The sequence below is a fragment of the Limnohabitans sp. 15K genome, assembly GCF_002778285.1.
Lineage (GTDB): Bacteria > Pseudomonadota > Gammaproteobacteria > Burkholderiales > Burkholderiaceae_C > Limnohabitans_A.
On sequence record NZ_NESM01000002.1, the window covers coordinates 186,047 to 207,958 of the forward strand.

18 protein-coding genes and 5 tRNA genes are annotated in these 21,912 nt (G+C 57.5%); 7 read left to right on the plus strand and 16 right to left on the minus strand.

Translation table 11 applies throughout. From position 1 onward, the window contains the following. Positions 1-35: 35 nt before the first annotated feature. Positions 36-1,997: an acetate--CoA ligase gene (gene acs, locus B9Z40_RS09705; protein WP_100173160.1), complete on the minus strand. Its 1,962-nt coding sequence runs from the start codon at positions 1,995-1,997 to the stop codon at positions 36-38. A gap of 179 nt (positions 1,998-2,176) precedes the next feature. Here acs and B9Z40_RS09710 point away from each other — a divergent pair, with 179 nt between their 5' ends. The 3 genes from B9Z40_RS09710 to murI are packed head-to-tail and all read left to right on the plus strand — an operon-like array spanning position 2,177 to position 5,260. Then, positions 2,177-2,776: a TIGR00645 family protein gene (locus B9Z40_RS09710; protein WP_100118973.1), complete on the plus strand. Its 600-nt coding sequence runs from the start codon at positions 2,177-2,179 to the stop codon at positions 2,774-2,776. Between the two features lie 46 nt (positions 2,777-2,822). After that, positions 2,823-4,376, plus strand: a complete 1,554-nt coding sequence (locus B9Z40_RS09715; RefSeq protein ID WP_100173161.1) for a fumarate hydratase — start codon at positions 2,823-2,825, stop codon at positions 4,374-4,376. A 2-nt stretch (positions 4,377-4,378) separates the two neighbouring features. Further along, the gene (gene murI / locus B9Z40_RS09720; protein WP_100173162.1) at positions 4,379-5,260 is read left to right on the plus strand and encodes a glutamate racemase; all 882 of its coding nucleotides are present in this window, start codon (positions 4,379-4,381) and stop codon (positions 5,258-5,260) included. On the opposite strand, the gene B9Z40_RS09725 is transcribed toward murI, so the two are convergent. The 5 genes from B9Z40_RS09725 to B9Z40_RS17275 form a co-directional block, all read right to left on the minus strand. Further along, positions 5,180-6,469 (minus strand): MFS transporter, encoded by a 1,290-nt coding sequence (locus tag B9Z40_RS09725; RefSeq protein WP_100173441.1) that lies wholly within the window; start codon positions 6,467-6,469, stop codon positions 5,180-5,182. The genes murI and B9Z40_RS09725 overlap by 81 nt on opposite strands. Positions 6,470-6,488: 19 nt before the next feature. Further along, a complete protein-coding gene (locus tag B9Z40_RS09730) occupies positions 6,489-7,130 on the minus strand; it encodes a DUF6806 family protein (RefSeq protein WP_100173163.1) in 642 nt (213 codons plus the stop codon). A 17-nt stretch (positions 7,131-7,147) separates the two neighbouring features. Beyond that, a tRNA-Leu gene (locus B9Z40_RS09735) sits at positions 7,148-7,240 on the minus strand. Positions 7,241-7,279: 39 nt separating this feature from the next. Continuing rightward, positions 7,280-7,672 (minus strand): MAPEG family protein, encoded by a 393-nt coding sequence (locus B9Z40_RS09740; protein ID WP_100173164.1) that lies wholly within the window; start codon positions 7,670-7,672, stop codon positions 7,280-7,282. A gap of 120 nt (positions 7,673-7,792) precedes the next feature. Continuing rightward, positions 7,793-7,963 carry a hypothetical protein gene (locus tag B9Z40_RS17275; protein WP_199172540.1) on the minus strand — a complete coding sequence of 57 codons (171 nt, stop codon included), beginning with the start codon at positions 7,961-7,963 and terminating at the stop codon, positions 7,793-7,795. A 93-nt stretch (positions 7,964-8,056) separates the two neighbouring features. On the opposite strand from B9Z40_RS17275, the gene B9Z40_RS09745 reads away from it, so the two are divergent. The 3 genes from B9Z40_RS09745 (at position 8,057) to B9Z40_RS09755 (ending at position 9,732) form a co-directional block, all read left to right on the plus strand. Beyond that, positions 8,057-8,596: a hypothetical protein gene (locus B9Z40_RS09745; RefSeq protein ID WP_100173165.1), complete on the plus strand. Its 540-nt coding sequence runs from the start codon at positions 8,057-8,059 to the stop codon at positions 8,594-8,596. Beyond that, positions 8,587-9,387 (plus strand): hypothetical protein, encoded by an 801-nt coding sequence (locus B9Z40_RS09750; RefSeq protein ID WP_100173166.1) that lies wholly within the window; start codon positions 8,587-8,589, stop codon positions 9,385-9,387. Before B9Z40_RS09745 ends, B9Z40_RS09750 begins: the two co-directional genes overlap by 10 nt. 66 nt (positions 9,388-9,453) lie before the next feature. After that, positions 9,454-9,732 carry a cupin domain-containing protein gene (locus B9Z40_RS09755; protein WP_100173167.1) on the plus strand — a complete coding sequence of 93 codons (279 nt, stop codon included), beginning with the start codon at positions 9,454-9,456 and terminating at the stop codon, positions 9,730-9,732. Positions 9,733-9,775: 43 nt separating this feature from the next. On the opposite strand, the gene B9Z40_RS09760 is transcribed toward B9Z40_RS09755, so the two are convergent. The 10 genes from B9Z40_RS09760 to B9Z40_RS09805 all read right to left on the minus strand — a co-directional run bounded on the left by B9Z40_RS09760 (position 9,776) and on the right by B9Z40_RS09805 (position 20,721). Next, positions 9,776-9,849, minus strand: a tRNA-Cys gene (locus tag B9Z40_RS09760). Positions 9,850-9,928: 79 nt separating this feature from the next. Continuing rightward, positions 9,929-10,004: transfer RNA gene (locus tag B9Z40_RS09765), tRNA-Gly, on the minus strand. A 46-nt stretch (positions 10,005-10,050) separates the two neighbouring features. Continuing rightward, positions 10,051-10,126, minus strand: a tRNA-Gly gene (locus B9Z40_RS09770). A gap of 99 nt (positions 10,127-10,225) precedes the next feature. Further along, on the minus strand, positions 10,226-12,649 hold the full coding sequence (gene lon / locus B9Z40_RS09775; protein WP_100173168.1) for an endopeptidase La: 2,424 nt from the start codon (positions 12,647-12,649) through the stop codon (positions 10,226-10,228). 94 nt (positions 12,650-12,743) lie between these two features. Then, positions 12,744-14,009: an ATP-dependent Clp protease ATP-binding subunit ClpX gene (gene clpX, locus B9Z40_RS09780; RefSeq protein WP_100173169.1), complete on the minus strand. Its 1,266-nt coding sequence runs from the start codon at positions 14,007-14,009 to the stop codon at positions 12,744-12,746. A gap of 108 nt (positions 14,010-14,117) precedes the next feature. Further along, a complete protein-coding gene (gene clpP, locus B9Z40_RS09785; RefSeq protein WP_100173170.1) occupies positions 14,118-14,726 on the minus strand; it encodes an ATP-dependent Clp endopeptidase proteolytic subunit ClpP in 609 nt (202 codons plus the stop codon). A gap of 121 nt (positions 14,727-14,847) precedes the next feature. Next, on the minus strand, positions 14,848-16,161 hold the full coding sequence (gene tig, locus B9Z40_RS09790; RefSeq protein WP_100173171.1) for a trigger factor: 1,314 nt from the start codon (positions 16,159-16,161) through the stop codon (positions 14,848-14,850). Between the two features lie 63 nt (positions 16,162-16,224). After that, positions 16,225-16,311 (minus strand) — tRNA-Leu (locus B9Z40_RS09795). 114 nt (positions 16,312-16,425) lie between these two features. Then, positions 16,426-19,578 carry an efflux RND transporter permease subunit gene (locus B9Z40_RS09800; protein ID WP_100173172.1) on the minus strand — a complete coding sequence of 1,051 codons (3,153 nt, stop codon included), beginning with the start codon at positions 19,576-19,578 and terminating at the stop codon, positions 16,426-16,428. A gap of 6 nt (positions 19,579-19,584) precedes the next feature. Next, entirely contained in the window at positions 19,585-20,721 is a 1,137-nt protein-coding gene (locus B9Z40_RS09805) for an efflux RND transporter periplasmic adaptor subunit (protein WP_100173173.1), read from the minus strand. A gap of 87 nt (positions 20,722-20,808) precedes the next feature. Between B9Z40_RS09805 and B9Z40_RS09810 the strand changes: the two genes are divergently transcribed. Beyond that, a complete protein-coding gene (locus B9Z40_RS09810) occupies positions 20,809-21,882 on the plus strand; it encodes a squalene/phytoene synthase family protein (protein WP_100173174.1) in 1,074 nt (357 codons plus the stop codon). Positions 21,883-21,912 lie beyond the last annotated feature (30 nt).

The window sequence follows — 21,912 nt, forward strand, 5'->3', positions numbered from 1 at the left end:
AAAGGTCTGATGACCTTTGCAAATGTTGCTGCAGATCAGTAAGCCTGACCCAACTGGCTCAAGATGCCGGGGTTCTCGAGCGTCGAGATGTCTTGTGTGATCTCTTCGCCTTTGGCCAGCGAACGCAGCAGGCGGCGCATGATCTTGCCCGAACGGGTCTTGGGCAGGTTTTCGCCAAAGCGGATGTCCTTGGGCTTGGCGATCGGGCCGATTTCTTTGGCGATGTGGTCGCGAAGTTGCTTGGCAATCGCCTTGCCTTCGTCGGTGTTGGGCAGCGATCGCTTGAGCACCACAAAGGCGCAAATTGCTTCACCGGTGGTGTCGTCAGGGCGCCCCACCACGGCGGCTTCGGCAACCAGCTCGGTGCAGCTGACCAAGGCCGATTCGATTTCCATCGTGCCCATGCGGTGCCCCGACACGTTCAGCACGTCGTCGATGCGGCCCGTGATGGTGAAGTAACCGGTTTTCTCGTCCCGGATCGAGCCGTCGCCTGCCAAGTAGTACTTGCCCTTGAAGTCTTCTGGGTAATAGCTTTTCTTGAAGCGCTCAGGGTCGCCCCAGATGTTGCGGATCATGGAAGGCCATGGTTTTTTCACGACCAAAATGCCGCCTTGGCCATTGGGCATGTCTTTGCCGGTTTCGTCCACGATGGCGGCCTGGATGCCTGGGAAAGGCAGCGTGCACGAGCCAGGCACCATGGGCGTGACGCCAGGCAGCGGCGTGATCATGTGGCCACCGGTTTCGGTTTGCCAGAAGGTGTCCACGATCGGGCAATTGCCGCCACCGACATGCTGGTGGTACCACTCCCAAGCAGCGGGGTTGATCGGCTCGCCGACCGAACCCAGCAAACGCAGGCTGGAGAGGTCATAGCTCTTGGGGTGCACCGCGTCGTTGGCTTCTGCGGCTTTGATGAGCGAACGGATGGCGGTAGGTGCTGTGTAGAAGATGGTGGCTTTGTGGTCCTGGATCATCTTCCAGAAACGGCCAGCGTCGGGGTAAGTGGGCACGCCCTCGAACACGATTTCAGTACCGCCCAGAGCCAAGGGGCCATAGGTAATGTAGGTGTGGCCCGTGACCCAGCCGATGTCGGCGGTGCACCAGAACACGTCATCAGCTTTCAAATCGAACGTCCATTTTGTGGTCAGCGCCGCGTGCAGCAAGTAGCCGCCCGTGCTGTGTTGCACACCTTTGGGCTTGCCGGTGGAGCCCGAGGTGTAGAGCAAGAACAGGGGGTGTTCGGCGCTCACCCACTCTGGCTCGCAGGTGGTGGCTTGCTGGTCGGCCAAGTCGGCCATCCACTGGTCGCGGCCAGCGGTCATGGCGATGTCGGCACCCGAGCGCTTCACAACCAAGACATTCTTGATCGAGCCGCAGCCGCCCAAACCAATGGCTTCGTCCACGATGGACTTGAGGGGCAGCAGCTTGCCGCCGCGCACCTGGTTGTCGGCGGTGATCACGGCGACAGCGCCTGTGTCTTCGATGCGGTCACGCAGCGACTGGGCCGAAAATCCACCGAACACCACCGAGTGGGTCGCGCCGATGCGGGCGCAAGCTTGCATGGCCGCCACGCCTTCGATGGACATGGAGATGTAGATGACCACGCGGTCACCCTTTTGGATGCCCAGGCTTTTCAAGGCGTTGGCGTATTGGCAGGTTTTGGCCAGCAGCTGGCTGTAGGTGACCTTGGTCACTTCGCCACCGTCGGCTTCAAAGATGATGGCGGTCTTGTCGCCCAGGCCTTTTTCGACGTTGCGGTCCAGGCAGTTGTAAGAGGCGTTCAGGGTGCCGTCTTCGAACCACTTGAAGAAAGGCGCGTTGGATTCGTCGAGCACCTTGGTGAAAGGGGTCTTCCAGCTGATCAGTTCCTTCGCCAGACGACCCCAATAGCCCTGGTAGTCGGTTTCGGCTTCTTTGCACAGGGCTTCGTAAGCCGCCATGCCTGAAATATTGGCGTTTTTAACAAAGTCTTCGCTGGGCTGATAAAGGTTGGAACTCATCTGATTTGTCTCCTCAATGACATGGACGTTTTTTTAAACTGGTGCAAATGTCGGCTTTCGCTCTTACAAAGTACTGACTGACATCAGACTTGCATGGACATGGGGTGGAATTGGATTTCTACCGCCTAAAATCTTGTCACGCCCCAAGGCCAGGCCTTCAAGCAACATTCAGGAAAACCATGTCCCCCAAGCAGCCCGCCCCCAAAGGCAAATTGAGCCCCTTGAACAGCTTTATTTTTGCCAGCCGTTGGCTGCAATTGCCTCTTTATTTGGGCCTCATCGCCGCTCAAGCTGTTTACGTTTTTCATTTCTGGGTGGAATTGGTGCACCTTTTGGAAGCGGCCTTTGGCAGCCAAACCGCCCTGCAGGCCCTGATCACCAGCATCGGTTACAAAACCGACGCCCCCATCACCTCGTTGAACGAAACCGTGATCATGCTGGTCGTTTTGGCCTTGATCGATGTGGTCATGATTTCTAACCTGTTGATCATGGTCATCGTTGGCGGCTACGAAACTTTTGTATCGCGCCTGAATCTGGAAGGCCATCCCGATCAGCCCGAATGGCTCGACCATGTGAATGCCTCGGTGCTCAAGGTCAAACTGGGTACGGCCATCATTGGCATCAGCTCCATCCACCTGCTCAAGACCTTCATCAACGCCGCCAACTACGATGAAAAAGTGCTGATGTGGCAAACCATCATCCACATGGCTTTCTTGCTCAGCGCCATTGCCATTGCCTATGCAGACCGCCTGATGTCGCACCACGACAAGGCCCACTGAGCGCCTGACAACGAACGATTTTTGATTTTCACGGGATAAAACCACCATGACCACACTGATCAAACAAGACGACCTGATCGAATCCGTCGCCGCAGCGCTGCAGTACATCAGCTACTACCACCCGGCTGACTTCATCTCGCACCTGGCCAGCGCCTATGAGCGCGAGCAAAGCCCGGCCGCCAAGGACGCGATTGCGCAAATCCTGACCAACAGCAAGATGAGCGCCTTTGGCCACCGCCCGATTTGCCAAGACACCGGCATCGTGAACGTGTTCCTCGAAGTGGGCATGGACGTGAAATTCGATGGTTTCACGGGCAGCCTGGAAGACGCTGTGAACGAAGGCGTGCGACGCGGCTACAACTATGCCGACAACATGCTGCGTGCATCCGTGGTGTCTGACCCGCACTTCAACCGCAAAAACACCAAAGACAACACGCCCGCCGTGATCTTCACCAAGATCGTGCCGGGCCACCATGTGCATGTGACCGTGGCGGCCAAAGGTGGCGGCAGCGAAAACAAGTCCAAGTTGATCATGCTCAACCCCGGCGACAGCATCGTCGACTGGGTTTTGAAGACGGTGCCCACCATGGGCGCTGGCTGGTGCCCACCCGGCATGCTGGGCATCGGCATTGGCGGCACCGCCGAAAAAGCCGTGCTCTTGGCCAAGGAAAGCCTGATGGACGACCTGGACATGTACCAGTTGCTCGAAAAATCCAGCAAAGGCGAAAAGCTCGACCAAGTGGAAGAGATGCGCCTGGAGCTCTACCACAAGGTCAACGCCCTGGGCATTGGCGCACAGGGCCTGGGCGGCCTCACCACCGTGCTCGACATCAAGATCAAGATGTACCCCACGCACGCGGCCAGCAAGCCTGTGGCCATGATCCCCAACTGCGCGGCCACCCGCCACGCGCACTTTGTGCTGGACGGCTCTGGCCCCACCTATCTGGAAGCACCATCACTCGATCTGTGGCCCAACGTGAACTGGACAGCCGACACCGAAAAGAGCCAACGCGTGGACCTGAACACCCTGACGCCCGAGCAAGTCGCCGCCTGGAAACCCGGCCAGACCCTGCTGCTCAACGGCAAGATGCTCACGGGCCGCGACGCTGCGCACAAACGCATTCAAGACATGCTGGCCAAAGGTGAGCCGCTGCCCGTGGACTTTAAGAACCGCGTGATTTACTACGTGGGTCCGGTGGACCCCGTGGGCGACGAGGCTGTGGGCCCCGCAGGCCCCACCACCGCCACCCGCATGGACGGCTTCACCGAAATGATGCTGGCCAACACCGGCCTGATCGCCATGATCGGCAAGGCCGAACGTGGCCCGGTCGCCATCGAAGCCATCAAGAAGCACAAGAGCGCTTACCTGATGGCCGTGGGCGGCGCGGCATACCTGGTGTCCAAAGCCATCAAGCACGCCCAGGTCGTGGGCTTTGCCGACATGGGCATGGAAGCCATTTACGAATTCGACGTGGTCGACATGCCCGTGACAGTGGCGGTCGATGCAGGCGGCACCAGCGCCCACATCACGGGACCTGCCGAGTGGCAAAAGCGCATCGCCACGGGTGAGTTCAAAGGCATTGGTGTGACGGCTGGCTGAACGTGAACAGGCCCATCGGCGTTTTTGACAGCGGCATTGGGGGCCTGAGCGTGCTCAGGGCCTTGCAAAAAGAGCTGCCGAACGAGGCCTTTGTGTACCTGGCCGACAACGCGCATGCGCCCTACGGCGAGAAAAGCGAGGCGTTTGTCAGCCAGCGCACCCTCGCAATCGCCGACTATTTATTGACGCACCACCACATCAAAGCTTTGGTGGTGGCCTGCAACACCGCCACCGCCGCCGCGATCCACGGGTTGCGGGCCCTGCACCCTGCTCTGCCGATTGTGGGTGTTGAGCCTGCGCTCAAACCGGCTTTGGCCATCAGCCAGACCCGTCGCATTGGGGTGATGGCCACCCGAGGCACCGTGGGCAGCGAGAAATTCGCCCGCTTGCTGGCCAGTGTGCAAGGCCAAGCCGAGTTTGTGGTGAAAGCCTGCAACGGCTTGGCTTTGGCCATCGAGCAAAGCACCCTGCCCGACCGGGTTGAAGTTGCGCAACAAGACATTGCACAGCTCCTCAAGACCTACACAGAAGCCATGGGGCGTTTTGGCAATCAACCGGGTGAAATCGACACCTTGGTGCTGGGCTGCACCCACTATGTGTTTGTCGAATCCGCTTTGCAAGACTTGTTAGGCCCGCAGGTGCAAATGGTCTCAACGGGGGAGCCCGTGGCACGTCAAACACGACGCTTGTTGGAAATGGCAGACTTGCTGTCTCAAGACGGCACTTCGACAAAGCAAAGCACCCGTTTGTTGACCACGGGTGACTTGGAAAGCCTTCAAGCCGCCGCCCAACGGTGGCTGGGTTTACCGTCCCAGGCTTGCCAAGCGGCCACGCTCTACGTCCACGGGGATCAACAAGATCAAGCCCAGGATAAACAGCAGTGAGGTCGATCCGATGGCCAAACGCTGGTTGCCATCACTCAACCAAGTGATCAGGCCATAGGTCAAGGGACCCAAAATGCTGGCCAGCCGAATGGCAAAGGTCCACAGGCCAAAGAACTCGCCCAAGCGCTGCGTCGGGACCATCAAACCGGCCATGGCACGGCCTGAAGACTGGCTGGACCCCATGCAAAAACCCGCAATGGCGGCAGCCCACCAAAACATGTCTTTGTTGGTCGAAAGCGCCGCAATGATGCAAGTGGCGACCCAACCGACCAAGGTCAAGGACAAGGTCAGTTTGTGACCCACGCGGTCTTGCAAATGCCCAAGCAAAAAGGCCCCAGCAAAGGCCGCAAAATTCAACACAAAGATCAGCACCATGGTTTCTTGGGGCTGAAAGCCAATCACCTGCTCGGCGTAAATGGCCGCCAAGGTAATGGCCACGGCGACGCCACCTTGGTAGGCCACGGCGCAAGCCAGTAAACGGGTGAAATCGGGATAGGGCGAGGCATCACGCAAGGTTTGCCGCAAGCCACGCAAACTTTGCAACACCGTGCGCACGGGCAAATCCGGTTGCGCGGGCGAGTGCTCTTTCAAAAGTGCAAAAGTCACCAGCGCCGCCGCACCGTAAATCACAGCGGTAATCAGCATGGTCACGGGCACGAACTGGCTACCGGTCTCACCGCGGGCCTGAGCCGACAGGACATAGGCCAAACAAATGCCCAAAGTGAGCATGCCGCCGATGTAACCCAAGGACCAACCCCAACCGCTCACACGGCCCATGGCTTCAGGTTTGGCCAGCTCCGGCAAAAAGGACGCGGTGAGCGACTCGCCATACGAAAAGAAGGTGTTGGACACCACCAAAATGAACAAGCCCAGAGCCACTTGACCCGGCCCCACGAACGCCAATGCGGCCGTGCTGAGCACACAACCGGCGGTGACCCACATGAGCAAACGTTTTTTGCCCGCCACACGGTCGGCCCAAGCGCCCAGCCCTGGCATGGTCAACATGACGATGAAGTAAGAAACACTCAAGCCAGAGGTCCAGGCCAAAGTGGCCCAATCGGCACCGTCAGCGACGCCACCCACAAAATAAGCCGCAAACACGGCTGTGATGACCACAGTGGAATAGCCAGAATTGGCGAAGTCGTACATGGCCCAACCGAACACCTCGCGCTTTCGAACGCCGGGATTGAGGGCTTCGCGGGAGATCATGTCAGACACGTTGAACCGATCAGTGAAGGTGTCTTGGGCGTCGGCCACCGCCGTGGCCGCTGCCACCATTGCCCCCGCCATTGCCGCCTGAGCCACGGGGTGGCTTGCCCAACTCGAGCGAGCTGACCAGGTTGTCAAAGCGTTGGCTGAAGAGTTTGTCGATTTCAGAAACCACGCCCGACAATTCGGAGCCGTCGAAATGACGCTCCATCATGTTCACCACATCGTGGATCAACAGGTCGCGCTGCGCTTGCATGATGGCGCCGGGATCAGGACCCACAAACAACATCACAAAATCGTCGCGCGAATCGGTGCCGCTGGCTTCGTCTTCGTCGTCAAATTCGGTGTCGTAAAAGGTGACTTCGATCTGTGCGCCTGCTGCTGACAAATCGTTCAGGTTCATGCACAGGTCTTCCATGACCATGCGAAAGTCATCGTCGCCCCGAACCGTCCAGCACATCTGCAGGCGGCTCAAATCGCCATCAAAACGGATGCCGGGTTCTTCTTCGTACAAACTGGGCGAACCGTCGCTCAGGCTGCGAGCGCCTGCATAACGCCAAAGGGGTTTGAGTGCTTCCTGGATCGCTTTGATGTCCGTACCAGGTTTGATGGGCACATCACCATGCACATGAATTTCAAGCGGTGCGTTGTCGTTTTTCATGATGGTGTTTCCACTGTTGGTGCCCCGAACCGGAATCGAACCGGTACGCCCGCTATGAACGAAGCAACGGATTTTAAGTCCGGTGTGTCTACCAGTTTCACCATCGGGGCATAACGCTTATTGTGCCTTGATAACGCGGTGTTTTGACCTCAGTCCATCTGCAAATTCAGCATGGCCAATGCATACAAGGCCACCACGGCCAAATAAGCGGCAGACCACACCATCGTGCGCCACTTGGCTTTGTCGGCAACGTAACAAATCACATACAAAACGCGCATGACAACAAAAAACACGGCCAGCGCATCCACGATTTGTGGATCGACCCCGGTGAGCAAAGCCAAGATGATGCCGACCGCAAAGAAGGGGAAAGCTTCGAAACAGTTGGCCTGCGCGGCATTGGCCCTGGCCCGAAAGCCCGTTTGACGCGCCAGCCAAGCCCGTGGGTCGTTGTTGTCAAAACCCTTGAAGCCCGATTTGGCAATGCCCGCGCACACCACAGGCATGAGTCCGGCCACCAACACAGCACCATAAGAAATCATCATTCTGCTCTCCTTCAAGATTCGGTCGAGGTCGCAAGCCAAGGGCGGCAACCACGCAAAAAAAAGCCACTGAGATCATCAGTGGCTGTTCACTGGCCCGGCGCAAAGCCGAGCGCATGAGGATCAACCGCCCTTTTTGGAGCGCTTGCCTGGGTTTTTCTTGCTGCGGGTGGCCACACCACGCTCAAGGCTCACGCGTTGACCGCGGCCTGCTGTGCGCAGGGTCACGCCTGGCAATGCGGGCAATGGTGGGGTGAATTTACGATCTGCTTCGGTAACGATTTTGTTGCCCATCTACGGCTCCAGATAAATAATGCAAAGCGATATTAAGCCACAAGAATGGGCAGATTTTCGGGCCGACTTTAGATCAGGCGATAAACTGCCCACATGGACTTCACCGCTTGGCTGATCGTGGCCTATTTCGCCATGCTGGCGATCAACCTTCGCAAACGTTGGGGGGTCATCGACGGCCCTTGGCTGTTTTTCTTTCGGGCTTTTTTCCCCAATTGGAAGTTCTACCATGGCATTCAACTGGCACCACGTCTTTACGTTCGCGGTCAGCTTGGCACATCGACTTGGACCGACTGGCAACTGATTTACCCCCGTCTGCCAAGGAAAGCCATCCACCTGTTCCACAACCCTGCCGTGAATTTGGCGCTGGCTCACCAAAACTTGGTGGACCACTTGGCCAACGACATCAACGAATTGCCGGAAGGCGCGGACATTCGTGACCGTGTGACCTACCAACTGGTCAAGCAACTGGCTTGGCAAGCCCTCTCTGGTGAGTGCTGGGGTGATCAGCCCATGCTGCAGCAGCCCCCTGCAGAGGGGCTGTCGGCTTACCAATTTCAAGTGCGCATGGAGTTGCCCGATGGGCAAAACAGCCAGCTCATGCTGCAATCGCCAGTGGAGACGCAATGGAGTTGACTTGGGCTGTCCGTGGTTTTGAAATATTGCTGGGTTGGAGCTTGCTGCTGCAAACACTGGAGTACCTGCGCCTGCCATCGATGGACAAACTGACCCAATGGCCCGTGTTGTCGCAAGAGATCCCCGCGCGGCCTGCTTGGCTCAAGACCACGCTGGACCAGTTGTTTCAGCCCCAACCTTACACCGCTTGGTTGTGCTTAAGAGCCGTTTTGGCCATCGCGCTGATGCTCGGGCAAGTGGGCTTGGCAGGCGCTACGCTGCTGTTTGTCATGGCCTTGCTGCTGCTGCTGCGCTGGCGCGGTGCCTTCAACGGTGGCAGTGATTTCATGACCCTGGTGGGCATCTCTGGACTGCTGCTGTCCCACTTGGTAGCCACTTTCACCGACGCCTCATTGGGCTGGCAAGCTGGCTTTGGGTACATCAGCTTGCAAACCGTCAGCTCTTACTTTGTTTCTGGTTGGGTGAAACTCTTGCGCCCAGAGTGGCGGTCAGGCCGCGCCCTCACAGTTTTTCTGGACACAGGGGTTTATGGGCCCTTGGCACACAACAGCATTTACCGAAACCGGATGGTGGCTTTGCTGTGCTCTTGGGCGTTCACCCTGTGGGAAGGTTTATTCCCTTTGGCACTGCTCGATGTGCGATTGGCGGTGCTTTGGTGCGCAGTGGCCGCCCTTTTTCACTTTTTGGTTTTTTGGTTCTTGGGCTTGAACCGGTTTTTTTGGGCCTGGATCAGCAGTTTTCCGGCCCTCATCTATTGCGCCAGCCTCACCCCTCAGCTGCTCCCATTCTGACGGGTTGGCGACTGCAAGGGCATTGAAGGCCGTTTAGGATGGCTTTTTTGTTTGCAAGGCCACAATATGAACGCCCTCACACTTGAAGCATTCACAGCCCAATCGTTGGACGAGGGTTTTGATGAAATCATCGTCCGGGAGTGGGATGCCCACTTGAAGCTCGACACCCATACCCACCCCTTTGATGTCAGCGCCCATGTGGTTCGCGGTGAGTATTGGTTGACACTGGGCGAACAAATCCAACACCTGAAGGCTGGCGATAACTTCCGCTTGGCCCGAGATGTGCCACATGCCGAGTTGTACGGCCCAGAAGGTGCCACCGTGTGGGTGGCCCGCGCCAATTGATCAAAAAAATACCCCTGAGGCATGAACCGCAGGGGTATTTGTTTGGAGGCGCGACCCAGAGTCGAACTGGGCTAGACGGATTTGCAATCCGTTGCATAACCGCTTTGCTATCGCGCCAAAACCGTTGCTGACTGACAAAAATGGGAAGCTGTTGCTTCCCATTGTTTTGAAAAACCTAGCGTGTTTTTCATCATTTTGGAGCGGGAAACGAGATTCGAACTCGCGACCTCAACCTTGGCAAGGTTGCGCTCTACCAACTGAGCTATTCCCGCAAACTGGAAAAAACAAATGAAAGATGTTGGCACTTCTTTCGGAATCTGGAGCGGGAAACGAGATTCGAACTCGCGACCTCAACCTTGGCAAGGTTGCGCTCTACCAACTGAGCTATTCCCGCGTATTTCAAAGAACTCAGCATTGTATGCCGTGTTCTTTGGAATGGTCAAATTGTAATGCAATTTCAGGGGGTCTTTGGTCTCCCCCTGAAAATTTTGCATCAATGTTTCACGGCTTCGGGCTTGGGCGTCGCAGTGACCGCGGACAAAGCGGCAGCAGCCACCTCTTCATCACTCAAGGGCGTGGGTTTGGCTTCCAAAGCCACCTCCAAAACCTGGTCGATCCATTTGACCGGGACAATTTCCAAACCGTTTTTGACATTTTCAGGAATGTCTTGCAGGTCTTTCACGTTGTCTTCGGGGATCAACACCGTCTTGATGCCACCGCGCAAAGCCGCCAGCAACTTTTCTTTCAAGCCACCGATGGCTGTGACTTCACCGCGAAGGGTGATTTCGCCCGTCATGGCCACATCTGCACGCACCGGAATGCCCGTCATGGCCGACACCATGGCAGTGGTCATGGCAGCGCCTGCGCTGGGGCCGTCTTTGGGGGTCGCGCCATCAGGAACGTGGATGTGGAGGTCTTTCTTTTCAAAGACCTCGTCCTTGATGCCCAAAAGCCGTGAACGGCTGCGCACCACGGTGCGTGCAGCCTCGACCGACTCTTTCATCACATCGCCCAAAGAGCCCGTGCGGGTGATCACGCCTTTGCCTGGCATCAGGGCTGCTTCGATGGTCAGCAAATCGCCACCCACCTCGGTCCACGCCAAACCCACCACCTGACCCACTTGGTTCTTTTGCTCCGCACGGCCGTAGGTGTACTTGCGCACGCCCAAAAAGTCGTTCAGGTTGTCAGCGGTCACCAACACCTGAGGTGTCATTTGCTTGAGCAACAAGGCCTTGACCACTTTGCGGCAGATCTTGCCCAGTTCGCGCTCAAGAGAACGCACACCGGCTTCACGGGTGTAGTAACGCACCACATCGCGCACAGCCGCTTCGGACACCAGCAACTCGGTGACTTTCACGCCGTTGTTGGTCATTTGCTTGGGCAGCAAATACTTCATGGCGATGCTGGTTTTTTCGTCTTCGGTGTAACCCGACAAACGGATCACTTCCATCCGGTCCAACAGGGCCGAAGGGATGTTCATCGAGTTCGAGGTGGCCACAAACATGACGTCGCTCAGGTCAAAGTCGACCTCGACGTAATGGTCACCAAAGGTGTGGTTTTGCTCCGGGTCCAACACCTCCAGCAAAGCGCTGGACGGGTCGCCCCGGAAATCCGTGCCCAATTTGTCGATCTCGTCGAGCAGGAACAGCGGGTTCTTGGTGCCGACTTTGTTCAGGTTTTGCAGCACCTTGCCGGGCAAAGCGCCGATATAGGTGCGGCGGTGGCCGCGAATTTCGGCCTCATCGCGCATGCCACCCAAGGCCATGCGCACGTATTTGCGGCCCGTGGCCTTGGCGATCGACTGACCCAAGGAGGTCTTGCCCACGCCGGGTGGCCCGACCAGACAAAGAATAGGCGCTTTGACTTTGTCCACGCGTTGTTGCACCGCGAGGTATTCCAAAATGCGGTCTTTGACTTTGTCCAAACCAAAGTGGTCCTGATTGAGGACATCTTCGGCATTGGCCAAATCGTGCTTCAGTTTGGTCTTTTTGCCCCATGGCAGACCAATCAAAACGTCCAGGTAGTTGCGCACCACCGACGCTTCGGCCGACATGGGTGACATGAGTTTGAGTTTTTTGAGCTCGCCATCGGCCTTTTTACGGGCTTCGGCCGACATCTTGGCGGCCTTGATTTTCTTTTCAAGCTCTTCGATGTCAGCGCCCTCTTCGCCATCGCCCAGTTCTTTTTGGATGGCCTTGACCTGCTCGTTGAGGTAAAAGTCGCGCTGGTTCTTTTCCATTTGGCGCTTGACGCGGCCACGGATGCGCTTGTCAACATTCAGAATGTCAACTTCGTGCTCCAACTGAGCGAACAGGTTTTCCAAACGCGATTTGATGTTGGCCAAGTCCAGCACTTGCTGCTTGTTTTCCAACTTGAGCGGCAAATGCGCAGCGATCGTGTCGGCCAAGCGACCGGGGTCGTCGATGCTGGAAATCGAGGTCAGGATCTCAGGCGGAATTTTCTTGTTGAGTTTGACGTACTGGTCAAACTGCTGCATCACGGCGCGGCGCAGGGCTTCGATTTCGCTGCTGGCGTCCGATTGCTCAGACACAGGGTCTACCGGCGTGACGGCGGCCACAAAGTGCGCTTCGCCGTCCACGATGGACTTGACGATGGCGCGCTGTTGGCCTTCCACCAGCACTTTCACGGTGCCATCGGGCAGTTTCAACATCTGCAAGATGGTCGACACACAACCCACATCGAACATGTCGTCGACGGCGGGTTCGTCTTTGGCCGCGGTCTTTTGGGCCACCAGCATGATGCGGCGCTCAGCGGCCATGGCCGACTCAAGCGCTTTGATGCTTTTGGGGCGACCCACAAACAAGGGTATCACCATGTGAGGGAACACCACCACATCGCGCAGCGGCAACATGGGCAGTTCAATCAGGGTGGGCGGCAAAGGTGTGTGTCCAGACATGGTATGTCCCTCGGGTCAATTCAGCTACACATGGATGCTGCACCCGCAATTTCAACCCAGCAAGGGGCAAATGGCTCGATGCAGCACATGTGGGTCAGGCCTGTTTGGCCGCCTCGCGGTAAACCAGCAGCGGCGGCTTGTTGTCGTCGATGACGGACTCGTCCACCACAACTTTTTCAACGTTGGCCTGGTTCGGCAACTCAAACATGGTGTCGATCAGCGCTTGTTCCATGATGGAGCGCAGGCCTCGGGCACCTGTTTTGCGGGCCAAGGCCTTGCGGGCCATAGCGGTCAAAGCATTGGGGCGCACTTCGAGCTCAACCCCTTCCATGGCCAGCAGTTTGGTGAACTGCTTGACCACGGCGTTCTTGGGCTCGGTCAGGATCTGGACCAAGGCATCTTCGGTCAGCTCGGCTAATGTGGCAATCACCGGCAAACGACCCACCAGCTCGGGAATCAGACCAAATTTGATCAAGTCTTCGGGCTCGACTTCGTTGAACACATCGGTCAGTGAGCGCTGCTTTTTGCTCTTGACGGACGCACCAAAGCCAATGCCACCCGACTCGGTGCGGTTTTCAATGACTTTTTCCAAGCCAGCGAATGCACCGCCGCAGATGAACAAGATGTTGGTCGTGTCGATTTGCAAAAAGTCCTGATTGGGGTGCTTGCGCCCGCCTTGAGGGGGCACGCTGGCCATGGTGCCTTCGACCAGCTTGAGCAAGGCTTGCTGCACGCCTTCGCCCGAAACGTCTCGGGTGATCGAGGGGTTGTCTGACTTGCGGGTGATCTTGTCGATCTCATCGATGTAAACGATGCCGCGTTGCGCGCGCTCCACGTCGTAATTGCAGGTCTGCAGCAGCTTGGCCACGATGTTCTCGACGTCTTCGCCCACATAACCGGCTTCGGTCAGCGTGGTGGCGTCGGCCATGACAAAGGGCACGTCCAGCATGCGGGCCATGGTCTGGGCCAACAAGGTCTTGCCCGAACCTGTAGGGCCAATCAGCAAGATGTTGCTCTTGGCCAGCTCAACTTCGTCTTTTTTAGCCGTTTCTTTGTGCTTGAGGCGCTTGTAATGGTTGTACACAGCCACCGCCAAACTTCGCTTGGCTTTTTCTTGGCCAATCACGTAGTTGTCGAGGTTGGTCTTGATGTCCAAGGGCGTTGGCAAGCCCTCTTTGGCACCGTCCGACACGGTCGTGGTGGCCAATTCGTCACGCACGATGTCGTTGCACAAATCAATGCACTCATCGCAGATGAACACCGATGGACCTGCGATCAGCTTTTTAACCTCGTGCTGGCTTTTGCCGCAGAAGGAGCAGAACAGGTTTTTCTCAGTCGTTGAGCCTTTTTTATCGGCCATAAATGTCGCCTCGGTATCCGGAATTCGTCAATGATAACGAAAGAAAAACGGCGCTCACCCTTTCGAGGTAAACGCCGTCAGCTTAGGGGCTATGAAGCCCAGCCATGCTCAAGCACGCTTGGAAATCACCTCGTCCACCAAACCGTAGTCTTTGGCTTCGGTCGCGGACAAATAGTAGTCGCGTTCGGTATCCAGTTCGACCTTGGAAAGCGGTTGCCCGGTGTTCTCGGACAGGATGCGGTTCAAATGCGCCCGGGTTTTGACGATTTCGCGTGCGGCGATTTCAATTTCGGTCGCCTGACCACGCGCACCGCCCAAAGGCTGGTGGATCATGATTTTGGAGTTGGGCAAGGAAAAACGCTTACCCTTGGCACCCGAAGACAACAAGAAAGCGCCCATGCTGGCGGCCATGCCGTTGCAAAGTGTGGACACATCGGGCTTGATGAAGTTCATGGTGTCGTAAATCGCCATGCCCGCGCTCACCGAGCCACCGGGGGAGTTGATGTACAGCGAGATGTCCTTTTCAGGGTTTTCGCTCTCCAAGAACAGCAACTGGGCCACGATCAGGTTGGCCATGTGGTCATTGACCTCACCCACCAAAAAGATCACGCGCTCCTTGAGCAAACGCGAATAAATGTCATAAGCACGCTCGCCACGGCCCGACTGCTCGACGACCATAGGGACCATGCCCAAATTTGTGATGTCCAGTGCGCTCATCATTTCTCCAAAAATATGTTGGGGACTTTAACCTGAGTTTTCAAGCCCACCAATAAGATGGGGCTTGTCCGCCGAACCACAAGCCCGGCGCAAGCCCCATTTTCAAGGGAATCGAAACCGATCAGCCTTGCTGGCCCATCAATTCTTCAAACGAGATGGCTTTTTCGACCACTTTGGCTTGCGCCAAGACGAAGTCGGCGACGTTGCTCTCGATCACCACGGCTTCGACTTCGGCCAAACGCTGGTTGTCGCTGTTGTACCAACGGACCACGTCTTCAGGGCGCTCGTAGCTGGAAGCCAGCTCTTGGATGTGGGCCTTGATCTGCTCTGGCTTGGCGTGCAAGGTGTTGCCACGCACCACTTCAGCCACCACCAGACCCAAGCGAACGCGCTGCTCAGCTTGGGGACGGAAAATGTCGTCAGGGATCGGGGCCTTGTCGGCATCTTTCACGCCACGCTGTTTCAAATCGGCACGGGCACCTTCTTTCAGACGCTCGATTTCGTTTTGCACGATGGATTGGGGCAAGTCCAGCTCGGCCTTGGCGACCAAGGCGTCCATGGCCGCTTGTTTGTTGCGACCCAACAAACGGAATTTCACTTCACGCTCGAGGTTTTTGCGGATGTCAGCGCGCAGGCCTTCAACCGTTGCGTCAGCGATACCCAAAGACTTGGCCAAGGCTTCGTTGACTTCAGGCAAGTTGGCCGCTTCGATTTTCTTGACCGTGACCATGAAGTCAGCCGTTTTGCCAGCGACATCTTGGCCGTGGTAATCGGCGGGAAAGGCCAGAGGGAAAGTCTTGCTTTCGCCGGACTTCATGCCGCGCACGGCTTCTTCGAATTCTTTCAGCATCTGGCCATCGCCCAAGATGAATTGGAAGTCTTCGGCTTTGCCGCCGGAGAACACTTCACCGTCGATCTTGCCTTCGAAGTCGATGGTGGCGCGGTCGCCGTCTTGCGCTGCGGCGTCTTGAGCGCGCTGTGCGAAAGTGCGACGCTGCTTGCGCAGGATGTCCAAGGTCTTGTCGATGGCTGACTCAGAGACTTCAGCCGTGAGTTTTTCGACTTCGGTGTCGGCCAAGTTGCCCAGCTTGACTTCTGGATACACCTCAAAGATGGCTTCGAAATTCAACTCGCCTTCAGGCGCGCCTTCTTTTTCGGAGATGCGGGGCTGACCAGCCACGCGGACTTTGGCCTCGTTGGCAGCGACTGCAAAAGCCTCGCCCACTTTGTCGTTCATGACTTCGTACTGAACCGAGTAACCATAGCGCTGTGCCACCACGTTCATGGGCACTTTGCCTGGACGGAAGCCGTCCATCTTGACGGTGCGGGCCATTTTCTTCAGGCGCGCGTCCACTTCAGACTGAATGGCGGTGATGGCCACAGTCAGGGTGATCTTGCGTTCCAGCTTTTCCAGGGTTTCAACAGTCACAGTCATCGTCGTTCTCGGTTAATTGAATGTCTCTCAGGCCACTGGTTATCCCATTGGCCACAAGTCGGTTGGTGCGCGGGGCGGGACTCGAACCCGCACAGTGTTGCCACCGTCAGGACCTAAACCTGGTGCGTCTACCAATTTCGCCACCCGCGCATGTCCAAACAAAAAGGGCGTCAGGCTGTCCAAGGGCTTTAAAACCCTCGTTGCACCTGACCGCCCGCTTGAAATCGGTCAACTTTCTATTTTAGCCGCTTCAAATGGGCAATTTCAGGCCCGGGCTTGATTTGGCCGTGCAATTCGGAACCAGGCCGCGTACATGGCCGGCAGTGCCAACAAGGTCAGCGCCGTGGCCACGATCAGCCCCCCCATGATGGCCACCGCCATCGGGCCCCAGAACACGCTGCGCGACAGCGGGATCATGGCCAAAACAGCCGCTGCAGCCGTCAGAACAATGGGGCGCAAGCGCCGCACGGCCGACTCCACAATGGCCATCCACGGTTCCACACCTGCTGCGCGGTCTTGCTCGATCTGGTCAATCAAAATCACCGAATTGCGCTGGATCATGCCCATGAGTGCGATCACCCCCAGCAAAGCCACGAAGCCAAAAGGACGGTCCAAAGCCAACAAGGATGCGGCCACGCCTGCCATGCCCAAAGGGCCTGTCAGGAACACCAATACCGAGCGGCTGAAGCTTTGCAACTGCAACATCAGCAAGGTGAAGGTGATGAACAGCATGATGGGCACACCCGCTGCAATGGAGGCCGAGCCTTTGGAGCTTTGCTCCACCGCGCCTGCCACTTGAATGCGGTAATCCAGCTCACCTTTGGCGGCCCATTGGGCTTGCAGCTTGTCCAAATCGGGTTTGAGCTGTGCCGATACTGTGGCACCTTGCATGCCTTCGGCGATGTCCGACTGCACCGTGATGGCGTATTGACGGCCTTCACGCCACATCACGCCAGGCTCCCAGCCGAACACAGGTTTGGCGATCTGGAGCAATGGAATCGATTTGCCAGAAGCGGTGGGCACATAGGCTTGCCCCAAATCCGACAAAGCATCTCGCTCGTTCAACGGTTGGCGCAATACGATGTCAATCAGCTTGTCCCCCTCACGGAACTGGCCCACCGGGGTGCCCGACAGCAGGGTGCGCGATGCCTGCGCAATGGATTGACTGGTGACGCCCAAGGCGCGGGCCTTGGCCTGGTCCACTTCCAAGCGCACCGTTTTGACCGACTCGTTCCAGTTGTCGTTCACGCCGCGGGTGCTGTTGTTCAAGCGCATGGCGGCTTTGACCTCTTCGGCCTTTTCGCGCAAAACCGAAGGCTCGGTGCCCACCAGCCTGAACTGCACCGGGTAGGGCACAGGGGGGCCGTTGGGCAGCAGCTTCACGCGACCGCGCACCTCAGGAAACTCTTGTGCCAACAAAGCAGGCAGTTTGATGCGCAAAGCTTCTCGCACCTGCAAGTCTTTGGGCAAAACAATCAGTTGAGAAACATTGCTTTGCGGGAAAACCTGGTCCATGGGCAGGTAAAAACGGGGCACGCCCGAGCCCACCCAGGTGGTCACCGAACTGACGCCCTGCTCTTGGGCCAAGCGTTTTTCGACCCGTTTGGCCACTTCTTCACTCGCACCAAAAGGCGCACCTTCGGGCAGCCACAAGTCGACCAGAATTTCTGGTCGACTGGAGTCGGGAAAGAACTGCTGCTGAACCTTGCCCATGCCCACGATGCCCAGCACAAACAAAGCGATGGTGATGCCAATCGTCTTCCAGCGGTGAATGACGCACCAGGTCACCCAAGTGCGAAACTGTCGGTAAAAAGGCGTGTCGAACATTTCGGCGCTGTCGTGGCTGTTCTCGGCCACGGCATGCGCTGGCGGCTTGAGCAGCCACGCGCCCAAATAAGGCACAAAATAAACCGATGCCACCCAACTGATGATCAAGGCGATCACGGTCACCGCGAAGATGGCAAAGGTGTATTCACCCGTCACCGACTTGGCCAAGCCAATGGGCAAAAAGCCTGCAGCGGTGATCAAGGTGCCTGTGAGCATGGGCATGGCGGTGAGCTCGTAGGCAAAAGTGGCAGCGCGAAACTTGTCGTAACCCTCTTCCATTTTGCGCACCATCATCTCAACCGCAATGATGGCGTCGTCCACCAGCAAGCCCAGCGCAATGATCAGCGAGCCCAGCGAGATTTTGTGCAGCCCGATGCCAAAGTAATTCATGGCTAAAAAGGTCACCGCCAGCACCAGCGGAATGGTGATGCCCACCACCAAACCCGGACGCACATCCAGAGTCCATCGACGCCATAAGGGGTTTTCACCCGGGCGTTTGTGCAAGCCCAGCGCCAAAAAGCTCACGGCCAGCACAATGACCACGGCCTCGATCAAGACCTTGATGAACTCGTTGACCGAGTTGGACACCGCCGAAGGCTGGTCTTGCACTTGTTTGAGCGTGATGCCCACCGGCAACTGGGCCTCGAATTGCTGCGTGCTGGCTTTCAAGGCCTTGCCCAGGGCGATGATGTCCCCGCCCTTGGTCATGCTCACCCCCAGCGCAATGACTTGTTCACCGTCGTGTCGCACTTTGACGGCGGGTGGGTCCACATAGCCCCGGCTGACTTCGGCGATGTCGCCCAAGCGCAGTTGTGTGCCCGAGCCGCCGCGAATCGGCATGGCCCGCACATCGTCCAGATTTTGAAACTGGCCGCCCACACGCACCTGCACCACGTCTTGGGGCGACTGCATCGTGCCCGCCGACTCGACCGCATTTTGCTGGCTCAGTTGCGACAAGACCGAAGCCATGTCCAAGCCCATTTGCGCGATCTTTTTTTGCGAAACGTCGATGAACACCTTCTCGTCTTGCACGCCAAACAACTCGACCTTGGCCACATCGGGCACCCGCAACAAGGTTTGTCGCATGCGGTCGGCTTGGACTTTGACCTCGGCCAAACTGAAGCCATCGCTGCTGAGGGCGTAAATCACGCCATACACATCGCCAAATTCGTCGTTGAAAAACGGACCCACCACGCCCGATGGCAAAGTGCCCCGCATGTCGCCAATCTTTTTGCGCACGGCGTACCAAACCTGCGGCACCTCGTTGGGTTTAGAGAAATCCTTGAGCTCCAAAATGATTTGCGACTCGCCCGGCTTGGAGTAGCTGCGGATCTTGTCCGAATACGGGACTTCCTGCAGGGTACGTTCGAGCTTGTCAGTGACCTGCTCGGCGACCTGCTGGGCCGTGGCCCCTGGCCAATAGGTGCGCACCACCATGGCCCTGAAGGTGAAAGGTGGGTCTTCGTCCTGCCCCAACTGAAAGTAGGACGCCATGCCCAAAACCATGAGCGCCACCATCAGGTAACGCGTCAAGGCCGGGTGCTCCAACGCCCAGCGCGAGAGGTTGAACTTTGTGTCGTTGCTTGCCATGGTCAATCACCGTCCCGAAGGGGTAGGTGCTGCAGACTTGGCAGCGGGGTCCACGTAAACGGTGACTTTTTGCCCCGGGGTCAGCATATGCACCCCCGCAGACACCACTTTTTGGCCTGATTGCAAGCCGCCACTGATCACCACTTGGTTGCCATCCACCGTGGCCACTTGCACCGGTTTCAAATCCACCGTCATGTTCGCCTCATCCAGCACCCACACTGCGCTGCCTGAGCCCTCTTGCCGCAGTGCGCTGGTGGGCAACTTGATGGCCCCTGACTGACTGCCTGGCAATTGCGCGGCCAACACGTTGACGGTGCCGCCCAAAGGCAAGCGTTCCGACGCATCCAACGCCAACTTGACAGCATAGGTGCGCGTGACCGGGTCGGCACTGGCGGCCAATTCGCGCACTTGGCCTTGCAAGGGTTGGCCTGTGCTGACCAGAATTGCCTTCATGCTTTGCCCCACTTTGAGGGCCATCGCCATGGCCTCTGGCACGGCAAACACCGCATCCCGCGGGCCGTCGTGCGCCAATCGCACCACTGGCTGACCCGCTGAAACCACTTGACCCACCTCGGCATCAACCCCCGTGATCACGCCAGATTGGCTGGCCGTCAAACGGGCATAACCCGCTTGGTTGCTTTGGGCTTGCGCTTGGGCTTTGGCTTGGTTCAGCGCTGCATCGGCCGCTTTTAAGGTGGCGTCCCGCCTTTCCAACTCGGCACCGCTGATGAAGTTCTGCGTCTTCAAGGCCTCAAATCGTTTGAAATCTGCTGCTGCCAAATCGCGCTGGCTTTGGGCTGCAACCACTTGGGCTGCCGCCGCTTGGGCCGCCAATTGGTAATCTTGGGCGTCAATCAAGGCCAACAACTGGCCAGCCGACACCCGCTGGCCCTGCTCGGCAGGACGCTGCACCAACTTGCCTGCCACCTGAAAGCCCAAGCGTGACTCCACACGCGCACGGACTTCGCCCGAATATTCCCCCAACACATTCAGGTCAGTTCCGGCAACGGTGACCAGCTTGACTGAACGCAATGGCTCTTGGGGTGATTCTTTTTTGGAACATGCTGCCAAAGTAGTCAAAAAAAGCGCTGTGGCGCATAAATGAACAACTCGCCGAGAGGCGAGTGATGAAAAGCTTGGCATGGGAGTCCCTGCGAAAAAAATAATGACCGGTTGGTTAGTAATCTATTCAAACGCGTCCAGTTTGTCAAGCGACAATAGGCATTGACCATGCATCCAGCCCCCCTATTCAAGCCCCCGCAAAGCCCAAGACTGCGTCCTGAACACCGCCGCATCTTGCAGGGCGTGTCGCGCTCTTTTGACTTGTCCATTCGGCTATTGCCCCCTGCCCTGCAAGCGCCCGTGGCCATTGGCTACCTGCTGGCCCGCGCCACAGACACCGCGGCCGACACCACCGCACTGCCCCTCGCCGAGCGTCAATTGCTGCTGGACCACATGACCCAGGCGATTGCTGAGCCACGCACCCACGAGACCAAAGACCTGGAACTGACCCGCCTGACCCAAGCCTTTGCTGCACAACAAAAAGACCCGAACGAACGCGCCTTGATGGTGGCTTTGCCTGAGTGCTTACCTCTTTTGCAAACTTTGTCTGAAGCTGACCAAGCCAGCGTGCGAAGCGTGCTGGGCCACATCACACAAGGTCAACAGTTCGACATGACACGTTTTGGTCCCGGACTGAACGCTTTGAAAACCGAAGCCGAACTGGCCCACTACACCTGGCTGGTGGCAGGCTGTGTGGGCGAGTTCTGGACCGAACTGTGCGGCCGTCACCTGACCGGCTACAGCCAATTGCCACAAGCCGAGATGATGCACCTAGGGCGTGAATACGGCATGGGCCTGCAACGCCTGAACATCGTTCGTGATGCAGGCGCTGACCTGGCTGCCAGGCGTTGTTACTGGCCTGAAGAAACCCTGGCACAAGCGGGCCTGACCCCGGCGATGTTGGAGCAAGCAGCCCAAACCAGCGACGCCGGCACACTACTTGCCCTATTACCGCTCTACACCCAATGGTTAGATCGGACCCAAATGCAACTGGCCGATGGCATGCGCTACGCCCTTGCACTCAAACCCCTGCGCCTGCGCTTGGCCAGCGCCCTGCCCGCCCTGATCGGGGCACGCACCGTCGCACTGCTGCGCCAAGCAGGGCCTGCGGCCCTAACCCAACGCGTCAAAATGCCCCGGCACGAGATGCGCGCCCTTTTTTGGCGTGTGGCATTCGGTTTGGGGTCTTGTGGCGTGCTGGAGAGGGAATTTCGCAGAGGGTCTGACGTGGATCAGCCTTGAGCTCTCACCTTCAACCTCTTATTTAGCTGC